17 protein-coding genes are annotated in these 15,126 nt (G+C 67.3%); 8 read left to right on the top strand and 9 right to left on the bottom strand.

The features are described from left to right. Positions 1-370: 370 nt before the first annotated feature. The 3 genes from OHS59_RS00080 to OHS59_RS00070 all read right to left on the bottom strand — a co-directional run bounded on the left by OHS59_RS00080 (position 371) and on the right by OHS59_RS00070 (position 1,927). Positions 371-604, bottom strand: a complete 234-nt coding sequence (locus OHS59_RS00080; protein WP_328491310.1) for a helicase associated domain-containing protein — start codon at positions 602-604, stop codon at positions 371-373. A gap of 801 nt (positions 605-1,405) precedes the next feature. Beyond that, positions 1,406-1,618 (bottom strand): DUF4287 domain-containing protein, encoded by a 213-nt coding sequence (locus OHS59_RS00075; RefSeq protein ID WP_328491309.1) that lies wholly within the window; start codon positions 1,616-1,618, stop codon positions 1,406-1,408. Positions 1,619-1,693: 75 nt separating this feature from the next. Next, positions 1,694-1,927: a hypothetical protein gene (locus OHS59_RS00070; RefSeq protein ID WP_328491308.1), complete on the bottom strand. Its 234-nt coding sequence runs from the start codon at positions 1,925-1,927 to the stop codon at positions 1,694-1,696. A 126-nt stretch (positions 1,928-2,053) separates the two neighbouring features. Here OHS59_RS00070 and OHS59_RS00065 point away from each other — a divergent pair, with 126 nt between their 5' ends. From OHS59_RS00065 to OHS59_RS00040, 6 genes are all read left to right on the top strand, one after another. Continuing rightward, positions 2,054-2,314, top strand: a complete 261-nt coding sequence (locus OHS59_RS00065) for a helix-turn-helix domain-containing protein (protein ID WP_328491307.1) — start codon at positions 2,054-2,056, stop codon at positions 2,312-2,314. Continuing rightward, positions 2,314-3,741, top strand: coding sequence for a helix-turn-helix domain-containing protein (locus OHS59_RS00060; protein ID WP_328491306.1), 1,428 nt, complete (start codon positions 2,314-2,316; stop codon positions 3,739-3,741). Before OHS59_RS00065 ends, OHS59_RS00060 begins: the two co-directional genes overlap by 1 nt. A 102-nt stretch (positions 3,742-3,843) precedes the next feature. After that, on the top strand, positions 3,844-4,416 hold the full coding sequence (locus OHS59_RS00055; RefSeq protein WP_328491305.1) for a transcriptional regulator: 573 nt from the start codon (positions 3,844-3,846) through the stop codon (positions 4,414-4,416). A gap of 159 nt (positions 4,417-4,575) precedes the next feature. Beyond that, a complete protein-coding gene (locus tag OHS59_RS00050) occupies positions 4,576-5,283 on the top strand; it encodes an SAVMC3_10250 family protein (RefSeq protein ID WP_328491304.1) in 708 nt (235 codons plus the stop codon). 613 nt (positions 5,284-5,896) lie between these two features. Continuing rightward, the gene (locus OHS59_RS00045) at positions 5,897-6,835 is read left to right on the top strand and encodes a DUF6192 family protein (protein WP_328491303.1); all 939 of its coding nucleotides are present in this window, start codon (positions 5,897-5,899) and stop codon (positions 6,833-6,835) included. A gap of 2 nt (positions 6,836-6,837) precedes the next feature. Further along, on the top strand, positions 6,838-7,692 hold the full coding sequence (locus tag OHS59_RS00040; RefSeq protein ID WP_328491302.1) for an IS5 family transposase: 855 nt from the start codon (positions 6,838-6,840) through the stop codon (positions 7,690-7,692). Between the two features lie 120 nt (positions 7,693-7,812). On the opposite strand, the gene OHS59_RS00035 is transcribed toward OHS59_RS00040, so the two are convergent. Then, positions 7,813-8,736 carry an NmrA family NAD(P)-binding protein gene (locus OHS59_RS00035; protein ID WP_328491301.1) on the bottom strand — a complete coding sequence of 308 codons (924 nt, stop codon included), beginning with the start codon at positions 8,734-8,736 and terminating at the stop codon, positions 7,813-7,815. A 282-nt stretch (positions 8,737-9,018) separates the two neighbouring features. Here OHS59_RS00035 and OHS59_RS00030 point away from each other — a divergent pair, with 282 nt between their 5' ends. After that, positions 9,019-9,672: a TetR-like C-terminal domain-containing protein gene (locus OHS59_RS00030; protein WP_328491300.1), complete on the top strand. Its 654-nt coding sequence runs from the start codon at positions 9,019-9,021 to the stop codon at positions 9,670-9,672. A gap of 194 nt (positions 9,673-9,866) precedes the next feature. On the opposite strand, the gene OHS59_RS00025 is transcribed toward OHS59_RS00030, so the two are convergent. Continuing rightward, positions 9,867-10,436: a hypothetical protein gene (locus OHS59_RS00025; RefSeq protein WP_328491299.1), complete on the bottom strand. Its 570-nt coding sequence runs from the start codon at positions 10,434-10,436 to the stop codon at positions 9,867-9,869. 130 nt (positions 10,437-10,566) lie between these two features. Between OHS59_RS00025 and OHS59_RS00020 the strand changes: the two genes are divergently transcribed. Then, entirely contained in the window at positions 10,567-11,334 is a 768-nt protein-coding gene (locus OHS59_RS00020; protein WP_328491298.1) for an IS5 family transposase, read from the top strand. Positions 11,335-12,023: 689 nt separating this feature from the next. Here OHS59_RS00020 and OHS59_RS00015 read toward each other — a convergent pair. The 4 genes from OHS59_RS00015 to OHS59_RS44395 all read right to left on the bottom strand — a co-directional run bounded on the left by OHS59_RS00015 (position 12,024) and on the right by OHS59_RS44395 (position 14,402). Beyond that, a complete protein-coding gene (locus OHS59_RS00015; protein WP_225890818.1) occupies positions 12,024-12,425 on the bottom strand; it encodes a hypothetical protein in 402 nt (133 codons plus the stop codon). Positions 12,426-12,525: 100 nt separating this feature from the next. Next, positions 12,526-13,644: a hypothetical protein gene (locus tag OHS59_RS00010; RefSeq protein ID WP_443061354.1), complete on the bottom strand. Its 1,119-nt coding sequence runs from the start codon at positions 13,642-13,644 to the stop codon at positions 12,526-12,528. Positions 13,645-13,698: 54 nt separating this feature from the next. Beyond that, entirely contained in the window at positions 13,699-13,881 is a 183-nt protein-coding gene (locus OHS59_RS00005) for a hypothetical protein (protein WP_189845655.1), read from the bottom strand. A 233-nt stretch (positions 13,882-14,114) separates the two neighbouring features. Next, the gene (locus OHS59_RS44395) at positions 14,115-14,402 is read right to left on the bottom strand and encodes a hypothetical protein (protein ID WP_328499585.1); all 288 of its coding nucleotides are present in this window, start codon (positions 14,400-14,402) and stop codon (positions 14,115-14,117) included. Positions 14,403-15,126: the final 724 nt, after the last annotated feature.

Genomic DNA, 15,126 nt, shown 5'->3' with positions numbered 1-15,126 from the left:
GCACCCTCGCCCTACAAGATCCACACCCCTTCTGCCCTGTACAGGCGGCTGCCCGGCAGAACGCTCCGGGCCGCTTCTGCCCGTCGACGTATCAGGTGGCCCTGCGGCAGGCGTAGATGGCGCCTACGGCCGCATCCGGCCCGCACTCGGTACCGGAAGACACGGACAGGGACGGCCCCCTTGCAGGAAGGAGGGGGCCGGTTCAGGGCCCCGGACCCCGGCTCCTGACCCTCTCTCTCCCCTCCGGAGGGTCAGGAGCCGGGGGAGGACACTGCGCAACCTTGTCGGCTGCTGCCTCAGCCGGCATTGCGCGGGGGCGCCCCGTACCCGCCACCTGACGGGTACGGGGCATTCAGCCGCACGGGATCATCTACCAGCGCATCCCCAACTCATGGAGTTGCGCACGGCGTTCGGGGCTGAGCGTGGCGGTCCGGCGGCGGGTGCTGTCGAGGAACGCCCCGAGCCGCACCGGTTCTGGATGTACCAGCTGGCCTGCCGTGCTCTCAAGCGTGCCGCGCCGGATGACGTGACCGCAGTCCTCGCATTCGACCGCGGTCAGCAGCCGCCCGCCCCACGGCGACAGGGCCGGCCCCACAGCTGGCATACGGCCTTGGGTACTGCATTCCCCAATGACCGGCCCCGCCCCCGTGTGGAACGGTGCGGGCTGCCCATCACCGAACTGTTCGGCGACAGCGACGCCTTCACCCCGCCCGACGGCCAGCACTGTCCCAGTTGCCGAACCGACCTCCGTCGGATCTGGGTCCGACGTCACGTCGGGGGAGACGCCTATGGAGTGAGGGCCCAACGCCATGACGGGAGTTGGACCCTCGGAGACTACGCACCCGCTGTGAGGAAGCGGGTGCGCGCTACTTCGTCAACGACGCTGTCGTCGGCTGGACACGCTGTTGACCGCTCTACAAAAGGCGACGGTGGGTCCGTGCCTGCTCCGACAGGCACGGACCCACACTCGAACCTACCCGGCACCCTGCCGGGGCCTGCCCGCCGGTCATGGCGCGAGCTCACTTGCTGCGTGACGGTTGCTGCCCGCGACCGAGGCAATCAACGGATACCGAACCTGGCGCGCCCCTACGATGATCTCCGTGACCACCCGCCGCACACTCGGCGCCGGCCCCGAGGCTCCTGCCCCGGGTATCCGTGCCACCCAGGCCGACCTCCTTGACGCGCTGCCCGGCGTTTGCATCACAGACCTCGATGAGCTTTTCGGGCCCGCGGGGTGATGGGGCGCCTTCCCCCCGGCGCCACCGAGAGCCCGGCGCAGCCTGGGGGAAGGTCACGCGGACACTGCTGCACTCGACGCGCTCGACTGAATCCTGAACCCAGGAAACGCAGTGCTGGGACACCGCAGATCGTGGTCGGGCTTCTGTCGGGGCCGACCAACGGGTTTCTACGCTCTGTCGGTCTCCGCGAGGGTGTGGGCGACAAGCGCATTGGCGTGGCCGTGTCCCAGGCCGTGTTCGGTCTTGAGCCACCTGACCAGCTCCATGTGCTTGGACAGGGGTGATGTACGGATCAGGTTCTTCCATTCGGCTATGGGCCGGCCGTACTTCTTCTCGATCGACGGAAAGTAGCTGGCCGGGCCCTTCACAGGTTCAGTCATAACCGCAGCGTGTCACCCCTCACTGACAACGCAGGCTGACAGTTTGATCCAGGTCCTGAGGGGTGGTCAGCGGAATCACGCCTGAGGGTGCATCCAACTCACTTTCTGGGTGGGTGTCTGGACGGGCCGCCAGACGGGCGCTGACGGCCCCTCGCGCAGCAGATCGGTCAACGGGGCCGACAGGATGGGGACCTGGTAGGGGAAGCCGGATGCGGCTGTGTCCTTGGCTGCCGCGTTCAGGGCGCGGACACGGTGCTCGATGCTGGCCGATCCGGTGCCGTCCAGGACGAACAGCAGCCGCGGGAACAACCGTCAACTCAATTGCAATGCAATCGCCGACGAAGCAATTGCCAGTGTGCCCCCCCAACGCATCGAGGGCAGCCCAGTGGTTCGGAGCTCGCACGGCGGTCTGGCGCGGGTTCACCGATGTGGGTGATGACAACGGCCGGTGAGTCGCAGACCGCGCTTGCCGCCGCGGTGGGAGTGAGCCAGGCGCAGGTGAGCCGCCGTCAGGCCGGCACCGCCGCCTGGAGCCTGGCCGACTGCGAGGCGGTCGCCGCGCACTACGGCATCACCGCGTACGACCTCCTGGACGGCCCCACCCGCGCCGTCGAAGCCCTCCCCGCGGAACGCCGCCGGATCCCCGGCCCCCCGACTTCCGGCGCCCGCCCTGCGGCCGTGGACGGGACGGCCTGATGGCGGACTTCGACGCGATCGACGCCCTCCTCGCCGCGGCCGGGCAGGAGACCCCGCTGCCGCCCGCCGCGGAACGGCGCGCCCTGCGTGAGGGGTTGAACCTGTCCCGCGCGCAGCTCGCGCAGGCCCTCGGAGTGGGCCCGTCCACCGTCGGGGGCTGGGAGGCCGGGCGGGACCCGAGCGGGGAGGTGCGGGAGAAGTACGCGTACTTCCTTGTCGTCCTGGCAGTCGCGCAGCCGTGTGTGCTGTGCGGGCAGCCGGCCCGCCATCAGGTCGAAGGCTTCCCCCAGCACTTGGACCCTGCCGAGTGCGCCCCGGCCGCGCCCGCTCCCGTCCCTGCGCAGGCAGAGAAGCCCGCGCCCCGCGCGGCACCGCGGCAGCCGGCGCCCGCCAGGAAGCCGCGCCCCGCGGCGTCCGGCGTGAAGGTCGTCCCCGTCGGCCGCCGTCTGCAGACCGCCGATGCCCCCGACCGGATCGGCGCTGCGGTGGCGGCCGCGCTCACTGAACACGCCGGTGATGTCGACGCGGCGACGGCGGCGTTGGTGAAGCGGGCGATCCCGGATGCGATGGCGCTCCTGGACGACACCCGCAAGGGCGGCCGCTACGACGTCGTCGCCCACCCGTGGCTGCCGGACATCCTGCGCAAGCAGAGTGCCCGCGGCGCCGACCAGGTGTGGGAGGCCCGCCCGAAGTGGAGCCGGCCGGAGCTCCCGACGGGCGTGCACGAGATCACGGCGCTGGACGTCAACGGCGCCTACCTCTCCGCCCTCAAGACGCATCTGCCGCTCGGGCAACTCGAACACTCCACCGGGAATCACCACGACCGGCGCCGCGCGGGCCTGCACCTGATCACCCCACCTGCATGGGAGCACGAGGCGGTGCTGCCGAACCCGATCGGCAACCGCGACGAACCGGGCCCGCTGTGGGTGACCGAGCCGACGCTGCGCCTGCTGCTGCGCGTGTCGGGCCCGAAGTACGGGCTGTGCGACCCCCCGGAGATTCACGAGTCGTGGACGTCGGGGGCGACCGAGGGGCTGCTGGAGAAGTTCCGCATTGCCTTGAAGGATGCCCGGGACCGGGCGATCGCCGACGGCGACGAGGTGACGCTGGAGTACGTGAAGGCGATGTACTCGAAGTTCGTGTCCACGTTGGGGGAGTCGAACTACAACCGGGAGCTCTACCGCACCGACTGGATGCACCTCATCCGTTCCCAGGCCTTCGCCAACCTGTGGTGGAAGGCCCACCGCGCCTATGACGAGGGCCTGCTGGTGGTCCGGGCGATGGGTACCGACGAACTGCATGTGGCCGGCGACTGGCGGGTGGTGTTCCCCGAAGGCCGGGGCGTCACCGAAGTCAAGGTCAAGGACACCTACACCGTCGGCATCGACCCCAGCACCGCCAACGAGCCACCTGAGAGCGCCTCCTAGCGCTGTTCTCCCGCCCCGGCGCCAAGTTCCCCGCCGGGGCGGGAGAACGGCGCCCGCAGCCCCGTACCGTGATCCACCAACCCGAGGGATTCGGAAGAGACCATGCCTGAGCGGAACATCGAGTTCGGCAAGTACGGCGCCCGCGGCCTCAAAGGCCACGAAGCGGTCGCCCGCCAGCTGGACGCGCTCGCCGGCTACATCGCCACCCCGATCACCGCACGGCGAGGCCTGCTCGCCCGCCTGCACTACCTCACACGCACCGACCACGCCCGCCATGCTGCCCGCGCGGCCGGACTGACCGTCACCGACCGCACCCTGCGCGCCTGGCAAGCCGGCACCCGCACACCCTCCCGCCGCAACCTTGCCGCGATCGAGCGCGCCTACCGCACCGTGCGCCGCGAGAACGTCGCCCGCTACCTGACCGCCCGCCTCAACCGCGAAGGCCGCGGCACCCGCGTGGAAATCCACCCGCTCAACCAGTCGCAGGTCGACCGGCCCCGCCTGCGCGCGGTGGAGTTCCGGACCATGAATGTCCGCCGCTGGGACCGCATCGTTGCCGCGTGGGCGGCCGACGATAACCAGGAGCTCGACGATGCGTGGGTGGACCAGGTCGTCGACCTCGGCTCGCAGTGGGGCCAGTACGAGTACGTCACCAACGTCGGCTTCGCCGCCTGAAATCCACTGCACACAGCGGCCCGCTACCTCATCCGTTCGATGGCCGAAGCGGTGGCCCGAGGCTTTGCCCTGCACGACCAGCTCGCCCACCTCGGCAGGCAGAGCGAACCCGTTCCCAGGGTCTAACGCCCGCGCTGTTGGATATGAGTTGATGGACGGATGAGGGATCTCTTGTACCTGTCGCGTGACAAGTTGAAAGGTCTCCACATCCCGCCCAGGAGGTTCCCCTTCCTTCGACGGGAGGTAGAGATCACAGCGCTCGGGACAGGGTTCCACCTTGGTCCCGATCTTGAGTTGGACACAGAGACTCAGGCTGGCCAAATGCTGGCAGTAGCTGCCAAAGCAATACGGAGAAAAGCAAAAGCTTCCGGTGACCCGTCCTTGCTCGGAGGCGAGTGGTTCTATTTTGATCAGGAACTGGAGTATGGATCTGTCGTACCTGGAATTTCGGGCGCTTCCAACAACTGGGGATGCGCGTTCTTCTTCGCCCCCTCAGCTACCGATTCCAGCGACGGCGGCCTAATTCTGTGCGGTACAGGAAGTAACCTGACCGACCGGGCGGGAGAGCAGGGAGAAGTCCGCTACTCGGCTCTCACTGGTCTCATGCACTTCCTCACCCAACTGGACCCCGAACGCGAGCATCCCACTCCGAGTCTGAGGAGCTGCCGAGTTTCCCATACCGCTGCAATTTACCTGCAGCAGCTACAACGCGCATCGGAGACAAAGGTGGAAGCGGTGCATTTCACCAGGGCTCGACTGAGTGGTATGGCGCGTGCCCTATCCGTCTGTAATGAAGAATGCGGTATGAAGCTTCTATTGGGCACGCCACTTTATGTGGAGTTTGGGCCCTGGAACTCTAAATGGTAGGTATCACGATTGATGGGCGTCGTGATGTCGTTGGGTCAGTGCGGGCCAACTCGGTTCAGGGCTACCTCGTGGGCTGCCCGGAGCATCTCCTGCTGTTCTTCGTCCAAGCTCCGAGGCCGCGGGTCACGGGAGCCGACAGCGAAGAAGGAGATGGGCCCGTAGAACGGACCGTCATGGCAGTCCAGTAGGCGCAGCATCTCATCTGCCACAGGGGTAGCCAGTGAGCCTTTCCAACTTGTCGTTTCGGCTGCTCAGCGCCTTTCCTGCATCCGAGACTGGCGATCTGTCATCAGGAGAGCCTGAGCATTTCTGACGACCGCCGTGCATCCCCACTGGGACGATCCCGGCAGCGACGCACCGGTGCCACAGCCTTCTCAGAAGCTGTGTCACATCCCTTGATCGGTGACCTGCTGTGATGGCTGGGCAGGTTCGTTCATTTTGAGGTCGGGGTGGGGTTGGGTTCGGGCGCAGGTGGGACGTTTCGCGTGTGGATGGGGGCGCTTTCGGTCCTCTGTGGTGACCATGAAAGGCGCGGCGGAGCCTGCGGTGTACGGGCCGGAGCCTCTCCCGTTCGGCAAGGTGCCGGCGTTTTGGCCCGCTGGGGGTGAGTGCCGTGTCCCAGACGATCGGCAGCGTGTTGCGCGACCGGTTCGAGGAGCTGGTGACGGAGTCGGTGAAGCTGGTGCACACAATGACTCGGTGCCAGTTCGAGGTGGGCGACATGGCTCTGGAGATCGAGCCGTTGCGCGGCCACGGCGGTCACCAGCCCGTCGAGGGCGAGGACACGCTGAGTGTGGAAGCCTCGCTCAGGATCTTCGCGGAGGAGATCGGGCTGTCTTTCCATACGGTCCGCACGTATCGCTGGGTGGCTGCCCGGTGGCCTGCCGAACAGCGTCAGGAGGGCGTGTCGTTCGAGGTGCACCGGATCCTGGCCTCCGCGCCGGATGCGTTCGAGCAGATCAAGGACCCGCCGCTGAACGAGCGCACGGGGCGGCGCCAGTGGAGCGGGGATGCGGCCAAGCGGGTCGCGGGCTGGTCGACGGCCACGCCGGTGACGGCGCAGGAGAAGGTGGAGAGCATCCGTGACCTGGCCGCCGACGAGACCGTGGCGGCCTTGGCGGCCTGTGAGCTGCTTCAGCGTCCCGAGGTGGCCTTTCGGGCTATGCGAGACCGGCAGGCCAGGGAGCGGGTGAACCAGGCCCAGTTCGACCGGGCCGACCTTGTCGAGGAAGGCGGGGAGGACTGGTGGGACGAGCCCCGTGAGGGGGACGCCGCAGAGGACGGGGGCAGCGCTGATCCGGCCCGGATCGTGCGGGGCTTCCACCGGGCGATGGAATTCACCGATTTGGTCGGGGTGTGTCAGGGCTTCGTCGCCGGCGCCAGCCGCCTGGTCCCGCGCTTACGAGGCCGCGAGTTCACCGAGTCGCAAGTAGAACTGGTGGGAAGGCAGTTGGAGAAGATCCGCGCCACCGCCGACTGGATCGAATCGGCCGTGGCGACCGGCAGGGTCGATCTGGACGAGGCTCTGGCCGAACTGCTGCGGGGCCAGTAGTCATGCCGCGGCGGGCGGCCGGACAGCCCGCCCATGTGCACGCCGAGGCCGTTCGCAGGGCCCTGGAAGAAGCACGGCCCGCGGGTCTGAGCCTGAAACGGTTGGTGCGCTCCACCAACTTCAAGATCCCCTGGCGCACTCTCTACGGGTACTTCCGCAGGTGGCGGGCGAGCGGAGACCTGGCCCGCATCCATGCTGAGCTCCACGAGCGGCTCCGTGTCCATGACGGCCTCAACCCCCGCACCGTGGCGGTGATCCTGGACTCGCAATCGGTCAAGGGAGCGGAGACGGTGGGCGCGGACACCCGCGGGTTCGACGGCGGGAAGCTGATCAACGGGCGCAAGCGGCATCTGGTCGTGGACATGCGCGGCATGCCGCTGGCCGTGATGGTCGGCGTCGCCTCACTGCACGACAGTGTTCCCGCCCGCGACCTGCTCTTCCGGCTGCGGCTCACGCATCCCGAGGTCACCGTCGTCTGGGCCGACTGCGCCTATGGCGGACCCCTCATCGCCTGGGCCCACTCCTTCCTCGACCTCACACTCAAAACGGTGCCCCGCCGCAAGGACCAGGACGGCTTCGCCGTCCTGGCGAAGCGGTGGCGCGTCGAGCGCGCTATCTCCTGGATCATGCGGGCCAGAAGGAACGTGCGGGACTACGAGCGGCTCATCTCCCACAGCGAGGCCCACCTCACCTGGACCGTCATCACCCTCATGGTCCGCCGTCTGACCCGGCCCCCGCGGCCGCCCCGCACCGTGCCCCACTCGCTCGCCCCCGTGAAGACGACCTCCGGGCCCGCCCCTGTCCGGATTCGGGCCAGGCCGCACACGGTCCGTCTCGCCCCAACCGCCCTGCGCTGACATAGCCGCCGCCCGTACGGACACGGTCATCTTCGCCCGGGAGATGGTGTTCCCGGCAGCGCGGCGGGTCGCCGCCGGGAACACCACCTCCCGCCGGTGAAGTCGAAGGGGTGTCTCAGTTCAGGCGGCCGGCATGGTCCAGTCCTGCTGTGCTGCCCACTGCTCGAAGGTAGTCGTGGTCAGGCCGTAGCGGGCGGCGTCGTGGGGGCGTGCCGGGTAGCCGACGTGGTCGTACCAGATCTCGGTGTCCGCCGAGGGCGCGCCAAGGCGCTGCGCCTGCTCCTCCCAGGACACGGAGACGGCGGTGATCTCGCGGCCGGCGGCCTTGGAGAGGGCATCCGCGATCTCGGGATACGTCAGCGCGTCGCCCGCGAACTCGATCTCGGCCTCGTGGAACTTTCCGGGCTCGGCCACGGCGGCGGCGACCGCTGCTCCGAGGTCGTCCGAGTTGATGAGTGCCAGCCTGGTCTGCGGGTTCGTCGCGGTGAAGATCTTGCCCTGAGGCAGGTCGGGGGACAGGTACTCCCGCTTGGGCGAGAGGAAGTTGTCCATGTAGAAGGCGGGCTTGAAAATCGTCCAGTCCTCCAGTCCCGACTGCCGGATCGCGTCCTCAGCGGCTTCCTTCTCGTCCCAGTACGCCTTCAACAGGTCGGACTGCTCGTAGCCCGGGTGCTGGCTGCGCCATCCGGTCCCTGACACGGACGTGTGGAGGATCTGCGTGATGCCGGACCGCTTGGCTGCGGTGGCGATGTTGCGGGCCTTGCGCGACTCGGCGCCAAGGTCGGCCGGGTCGAGGCCCGGCATCTGCACGGAGAAGACCGCGTCGTGTCCGGCGCCGGCAGCCTCCAGGGATGCGAGGTCGTCCATGTTTCCGCTCGCGAGGGCGACGCCCTGCCGGGCGAGCGCCTGGGCAGGCTCGGAGGAGGGGTTGCGCACGAACGCGGTCACGGGGTGTCGCGCGCGCAGAAGTGCCTGGACGGCGGCGCCGCCCTGCATTCCCGTCGCCCCGGTGATCAGCACCTTCGCCTTGTCGTTGTGTGCCACAGCACGCCTCTCCTTCGATTAGTTCTATTTTTTCGATATCTGGGCTCAAGCGTTCAACAAGTAGAGACTGTACAGTATCGAGTCTTGTGAGTATCTAGTTGCTGGTCAGGCAAAGACTGGCCGGTAGCCCGCGCTTCACGAGCAGCGTGAGTCGGTGCGGTTGAGGGTTCTTGCTGGGCGCCGCGGTCTATGCGGACGGCACCACGACCCGGTCCGCGGCTTCCCTCAGGCCGGGCGGGAGAACCCGATGGCGGGGGAAGCGAATGCAGTACCGTCGTGCGTATGACCAGGTCGACCCTCCCCTCTGGACGCCAGCGCCCCAGGGGCGCCTTCGGCCCCGTCCGTGACGAGAAGCGGAATGCCCGCATCATCGAAGCGGTCCTGGACCTGATCGTCGAGAGCGGCTACGCAGGTCTCAACATGGCCGCGGTGGCCGCACGCGCAGGGGTGGCCAAGGCCACCGTCTACCGTCGCTGGGCCTCGCGCGAGGACCTGGTCGCCGACGCCCTGGAAAGCCTCATGCTTGCCGCCGCCGTCCCGGCCGAGGCGACGGCCGCCGGGACACTGCGCGAGGACCTCATCGGCACACTGACCCACAGATCCGTGTGCCTGCAGCCCCAAGCGCGCAACTTCTCGGCCGTACTGGCCGCCGCCACTGCCTCCCACCCTCAGATCGCCGACACCCTGCGCGAGCGGGCCATCGCCGGACAGCGCCAGGACATCGCCGCCTGCCTCCACCGCGCTCAACAGCGCGGCGAGATCACCGCGGAGAGAGTCGAGCTGCTGCTGGCGCCGGGCAGGATGGAGATCGCCGCAGCTATCGGGGTGACGGTCCTGCAGGAGGACCTGCTCGGTACCGTTCTCGACCCCGAAGGAATAGCCCGCCTGGTGGACCAGGTCCTACTGCCCCTCATCGGCCCCACCCTCACCGGCTGAACCCTTCCGGCCAACTCCTCAATTCCGCACCATGCCTGCTCGGCCCCTGAAGGCCTTCGATACACGGCCCAGGGTGATCGAGGACGGACACTCCCTAGAGCTGTGTAATCCGTCAGAGCATCACCGACCGCCCAGTCAGGCGATCCTGCCCCCGGCTCCAGAGCGTCACGGATTGCCGGTTCTGCCACAGCTTCTCAGTACGGCGCCATCACCAAGTCGCCGATCACCCGCAACCCGACTTGGGCTGCTAGCCACGGTGCACGTTCGGCCTCGACCTGCTTGACGTGGACGAAAACGATGCAGTCGGCCGCAGGCTCCTCGAGGTCGAGGTCGAGGTCGAGGTCTCGGGCACGGACACACAGCGTGACGAATGCTCCGCGGGTACCCCCCACTCCCAGACCTACCTCGGGAGCCTCGGGCCAGGCGTTGAAGTCCCATCGCACCGTCGCTGGGCTGTCGCCAACCGCCTGGAGGAATGGCTTCACCGTCTCCGGTGCCCCAGCCCAGCCTCGCAGCCGGATGGGCAAGAAGGCGGATGGATCATCCCTACGCTCCGACGAGCCGCTTCTCCCCCCTTCCGCCCACCATTCGGCATCCGGCAACACGGCCAGCACCGCCGAAAGCGAGCGAGTCGAGGAGATCCGCACATCGAAATCGACTTCAAGGCCTCCCAGGTCAGCGATTCCAAGCAACCTCTCGACGGTGCACAACCCCTCGGAGAGGTCCGCTGTTCTCAGGATGGGCTGCGCGTAGGAGTTGGACACGACAACCAGTGTGCCAGTGAACGGTATTGCCCAACCTGTGTGGCGAGCCCGCTGGTTGAGCTGACAGCCAGGCGAAGCCCCTGGTAGACGAGTCTTCGACCAAGAGAAACGTGTCCACCAGAGGCTTCGCATGCTTGTCTACCCGTCCGGCGCGGACGTCTCCAGCTCCACCCTCCGCTTCCTCGCCGAGCATCTGCGGGGGCACCGCCATGCGATCAGCTCCCGCTGGCGAAGGCTGAGCGCCGGCCGCCAGGCCCTCCTCGCGCTCGTCCACCTGCGCATGGGGCACACCTACTCCCAGCTCGCCGCCGGATTCGGCGTCGGGACCACGACCGCATACCGCTACGTCACCGAGGCCGTCGACCTCCTGGCCGCCCTCGCACCCACCTTGGCCGATGCCGTCCGCACCGCGTCGACGAAGGCGTTCGTCCTCCTGGACGGGACGCTGCTGCCGATCGACCGCATCGCCGCGGACCAGCCCTTCTACTCCGGCAAACACAAGAAACACGGCATGAACGTGCAAGTCCTCACCGATGCGTTCGGCCGGCTGCTGTGGGTCTCGCCGGCCCTGCCCGGAGCCGTCCACGACGTCCGCGCGGCCCGCGAACACGGCATCATCGACGCCCTTGCTCAGGCCGACGTCACCTGCTGGGCCGACAAGGGCTACCGGGGCGCCGGCGGCACGGTCCGCGTCCCGTACTGGGGACGCTGGAAGACGCTTTCCCCAGGACAGAAGGCGGTGAACCGCTCGCACGCCAAGATCCGCGCCCTCGTCGAGCAGGCTATGGCATCCCTCAAGAGCTGGCGGCTCCTGCGTAAGCTCCGGTGCTCCACAACCCGGATCACCGCCCTCGTCCAGGCCGTCCTCGCCCTGCATCTGGCCAGATCAGACCGATGATGGAAAAGGCTCAGTCAGGTTCTTTTCTGCGATCTCTCGGTGTGGGGTCGGTGGTGGTGAGGGTCGGTGGTGTTGGTTTGGTGGTTGGTGTTTTGGTGCTGGTCAGTGGGGTCTTGAGGGTAGGGCTGGCGCTGTCGCGGGGTGAGAGATTGATGGGTGGGATCACTGTCGTGGGGCTTTATCGCATGTCAGTTGATGCTGTCTCAGGTTCGAGAGTTCTCACGCGGTGAGGTCTGCTCGGTCGGTGTGATCGTGGGGTGGATCGAGCGGTAAGGGCCGGCCGTGGGGCTGTGCCGTCCAGAGGGCTGGTGGTGCGTCGTCTGCTGGAGCGGCAGCAGGCGGGGGAACTGGCCACACGGCATGTGCGTGCGGTCGCTGAGGTGGTGGGTGTTTCGGAGCGCACGGTGTGGCGCTGGCCGAGACACATCTGCCCGCCTCGGCCCGAATGACGCCCTTGACCGCTGCCGATGACAAGCGATGCTCTGGCCGGCTACTGAGCCCTCGCTCCTTATTCGTATGCCGTACCTCGCCCTGACCTGCGGTAGTCCCCCTATGGCGAAGCTTCCTGCGGATCCGCAGTTGATGGAGCGCACGGTTGGCTATGGGACGCCACGACGACGATGCCGCCGGTCTCGTGGATGAGACCGACGACATCAAGGAGTGGTCCGGCGAGCTCGGCAGTGCTGCTCTCAGCAGTGCCGCAGACCGCGCGCGCTCGGATCGGCGTCGAACGAGGACGGTGTGTTGACCCAGTCCGCCGGGACGTAGCCCCACCCGTCGTAGCCAGGAGCGGTCCAGTCACCCTTGGTGTGGTACCAGGTGGTGTTGCCGCCGCCGTGCAGTCCACCATAGGTCCAGCAGTCGAACCAGCTGAAGGTGGAATAGAGCTGCCCCGTTATGTTCGCTTCGTGGTAGGCGCCCGAGCGCAGAATGGCGGGGGCTCCGTTCCCGCACCACAGCCGGCCGTCGCTCGCCCGAACTCCGCACTCGGCGCTGGCAGCGGCACTGGCCGAAGGGGCGGCGATCACACCGCCCGCCGTCAGGGCGAGGGCTGCCATCCAGAGGGAGAGATACTTCCTGGTCCTGGTCATCTACCTGTCCTTTTCTCACTGGTTTTCGAGTTCGACCGAAAGGTGCCGGGTGCCTGCCCGGCTCTTCCCGCAGGCCCTTCGCAGCACCGTGATGCACTGCTCAGCACTGCGCGACGCCGGGCAGTTGGTTGTCCGGACTGCTCATGTAGATGTTGCTGACATAGCCCCCGTACTGAGGCAGGTAGGCCCACCACTCGTTGGTGTAGGGCGGGACCGAGACGGTCTCCCCTCGCGTCTGGCAGCCGACCAGCACCTCGACCCCGGCGGGGAGCTGGAGGAGCGGGTCGCGGGTGGTGTTGGGCTCGGGGCGGACGTTGACACCGGAGCTCCAGGTGCCGAACCACGTGCCCGCCGGTCGTACGCCACCGGGAACGTTCAGCGAACGGGTCAGCCTGCCCAGGTCGGTGTACGCCTTGCCGTACGAGGTGCCGACGTCGTGCAGGGTGTACACGGCCACGATGGAGCGGTCACCGGAACCCACCGTCCCGGTCGTGTGCAGCGCCGGTTTCGTCAGGTCGACGGACGCTGCCTTGCCGTTGAGGGCCGACGTGGCGGGGCGGCACGTACCTTGCTCGATGTCGCCGAAACCCGACCAGCCCTGTTTCACGGCCCACGGCTTGTTGAAGGCGCCCACGATACCGAAGTGCTGGTCGAAGTGATCGGTGGCGGAGCAGCGTGTGGACTGTTTCAGATTGCCCATGATCAGTTCGCGGACGCGGGCGGGCGCCGTGTCCAGCAGGTAACGGTAGATCTTCACCGTGTCCGCGGCCGTCAAGGCTGTGTAGCCCCACATGCCGTCCTGGTTGGCCGGCGGCGGGGTCGTGTTGCTGGAGAGGGACAGCTCACGGGCCATCCGGGTGACGATCGAGCCCCCGCCGTTGCGCACCCAGAATTCGCTGGCCGCGTCGTCGTCGCTGCTGCGCAGCATGGAGTTCCACTTGGCCTGGTCACCGGACGGGATCTGGTAGTTCGGGCCGCGGTTCCAGAGGTAGTCCAGCGCGATCAGCAGTTTGACCACGGAGGCTGACCGGAACTGCATGTTCGGGTTCAGCTGCTCGGTGAAGGTGCCGGTCTGCCGGTCGAAGACGGCGACTCCCGCCGTCACACCGGCCGGCACGGTGACACCGGCCGCGTCACGTGGCGCGGACGACGCCGCGTCCGTCGCCGCGTTCGTTGCCGCCGTGGCCGAAGGGCTGAGCAGGGCGGTCATCACGGCCATGACCACGGCACACAGCACTGCTACGGAACGCCATCTGCTCCATCGGAACATGGCTCAGTACCGCTTCGTACGGTCGAGGACGTTGCCGCCGCACACCGGCGCAGCACGGGACATCCGCCCGTCGGGATTGTCGCCGGTGCCGTGGCCCACGGCGGCCGGGTGGGCCGCGTCCGGTGCGATGGGCGACAGGCCGCCAGCCGCCGCGCCGAGCAACCGCAGTGAACGCGAGGTGCGCATGGTGAGTTCCCCGCCTCTGTCGGTGGTGGTCCGGCCGGGTGGGCCGGGCCTGCCGAGAAGACTCACCTGGGCCGCGTTCCGGCGACAATCGGTTTCGTCGTACGCCGAAAGTCCTCGGCGGGAGATTCGATCCGCCACCGGGTGGGTAGGGGGTCCGGCCGTTTCAGCCCTGGCTCTTTTTGACATGTTGCATGCCTACCAGGGGGCGTTGCCGGGCGGGTACCTGACAGATGTCAGGGTGGAAATGCCCGCCCCGGACGGCCGACGGTTCTCAGGTGCGCACCGATTCCACGCTTTCGACGCGAAGTGGAGACAGAGGGGCGCACGAGATTCCACGCTTTCGACGCGCGAGCGTCCAGGCTGCGATACGCCGACTCCGCACCGATCAGGGTTTTACCGGAGCCGATAGCGGCGATTACCTGCGTCCGCAGACCCTCGGGAGGCATACGACCACCGGGCGGCACACCGAGAATATGAACGACATTATCGACCGCCTCAGCCTGATGCGGACGCAATTCCATCTGAGTCACAAGACCTCACATTCTCGATATTCGGAGAGATGATGTTCCCTTAACCCAGATTCCATCCAGGCTCAAAATGACGAATTACTTGAATCCGGTAAGAGTGGTGTTTTGCCCCTTCATCGAAGGGGATCGGTACCGAGCCATTATCCCAGAACCAAGCCGCTTGTGAAAGTGACGCACAGGGTCTGACCGGAAGTGAATATTACTGTTCGGAGGTGACCGAATCCAACAAGAGACCCGGAACTCCGGCCTGCCTGCGGTGAATGCGGGCACCCGTACGGCGGGAGGTGCACCCGTGACCCGATCATCAAAAATGCACGACCCGCCGGCCTGGACCAAGCCAGGGGCCCGTTGGGTCGCTTGGGCGTGCTGGCCGATGCTCGGCTTATGCCTGGCCTGGATGGTGTGGCGAATAGTTGAGGGCGACACAGGCCAGGCCCTCTACCCGGCTTTTCATGGGTACCGTCTTCGGCGGCCTACTGATCTCCAACTGGGCGAACCGGTGACGGAAGGCAAGTCACCCCTGATGTAGTCGGCTTCTTTCCTGACGCGCCCGGAGGGTGCGTCAGCTTCGGTACGGGACTGCGGAGCAGGCCTGTACCGAAGCCGTCCGGATCGCGGAGCGATTCCGGGCAGGCGGAATGGAGTTCCGCCGCACTGCGCGGAGCGCAGTGCTCCATCGCGAAGCGATGGTAACGACGCGTAGCGTCGTCGCGTCGTG

It is taken from the genome of Streptomyces sp. NBC_00414 (genome assembly GCF_036038375.1).
Taxonomy (GTDB): domain Bacteria; phylum Actinomycetota; class Actinomycetes; order Streptomycetales; family Streptomycetaceae; genus Streptomyces.
Note: the sequence above shows the minus strand (reverse complement) of the source record. Positions and strands in the feature narration are given on the sequence as shown.

Bases quoted from the DNA above. Each gene is read 5' to 3' on its own strand.
- OHS59_RS00020 (WP_328491298.1), top strand. From the start codon at position 10,567: ATGCTTGTCTACCCGTCCGGCGCGGACGTCTCCAGCTCCACCCTCCGC.
- OHS59_RS00040 (WP_328491302.1), top strand. From the start codon at position 6,838: ATGCCGCGGCGGGCGGCCGGACAGCCCGCCCATGTGCACGCCGAGGCC.
- OHS59_RS00030 (WP_328491300.1), top strand. From the start codon at position 9,019: ATGACCAGGTCGACCCTCCCCTCTGGACGCCAGCGCCCCAGGGGCGCC.
- OHS59_RS00080 (WP_328491310.1), bottom strand. From the start codon at position 604: ATGCCAGCTGTGGGGCCGGCCCTGTCGCCGTGGGGCGGGCGGCTGCTG.
- OHS59_RS00050 (WP_328491304.1), top strand. From the start codon at position 4,576: ATGAGGGATCTCTTGTACCTGTCGCGTGACAAGTTGAAAGGTCTCCAC.
- OHS59_RS00010 (WP_443061354.1), bottom strand. From the start codon at position 13,644: ATGGCCGTGATGACCGCCCTGCTCAGCCCTTCGGCCACGGCGGCAACG.
- OHS59_RS44395 (WP_328499585.1), bottom strand. From the start codon at position 14,402: ATGGAATTGCGTCCGCATCAGGCTGAGGCGGTCGATAATGTCGTTCAT.
- OHS59_RS00060 (WP_328491306.1), top strand. From the start codon at position 2,314: ATGGCGGACTTCGACGCGATCGACGCCCTCCTCGCCGCGGCCGGGCAG.
- OHS59_RS00075 (WP_328491309.1), bottom strand. From the start codon at position 1,618: ATGACTGAACCTGTGAAGGGCCCGGCCAGCTACTTTCCGTCGATCGAG.
- OHS59_RS00065 (WP_328491307.1), top strand. From the start codon at position 2,054: ATGACAACGGCCGGTGAGTCGCAGACCGCGCTTGCCGCCGCGGTGGGA.
- OHS59_RS00005 (WP_189845655.1), bottom strand. From the start codon at position 13,881: ATGCGCACCTCGCGTTCACTGCGGTTGCTCGGCGCGGCGGCTGGCGGC.
- OHS59_RS00015 (WP_225890818.1), bottom strand. From the start codon at position 12,425: ATGACCAGGACCAGGAAGTATCTCTCCCTCTGGATGGCAGCCCTCGCC.
- OHS59_RS00055 (WP_328491305.1), top strand. From the start codon at position 3,844: ATGCCTGAGCGGAACATCGAGTTCGGCAAGTACGGCGCCCGCGGCCTC.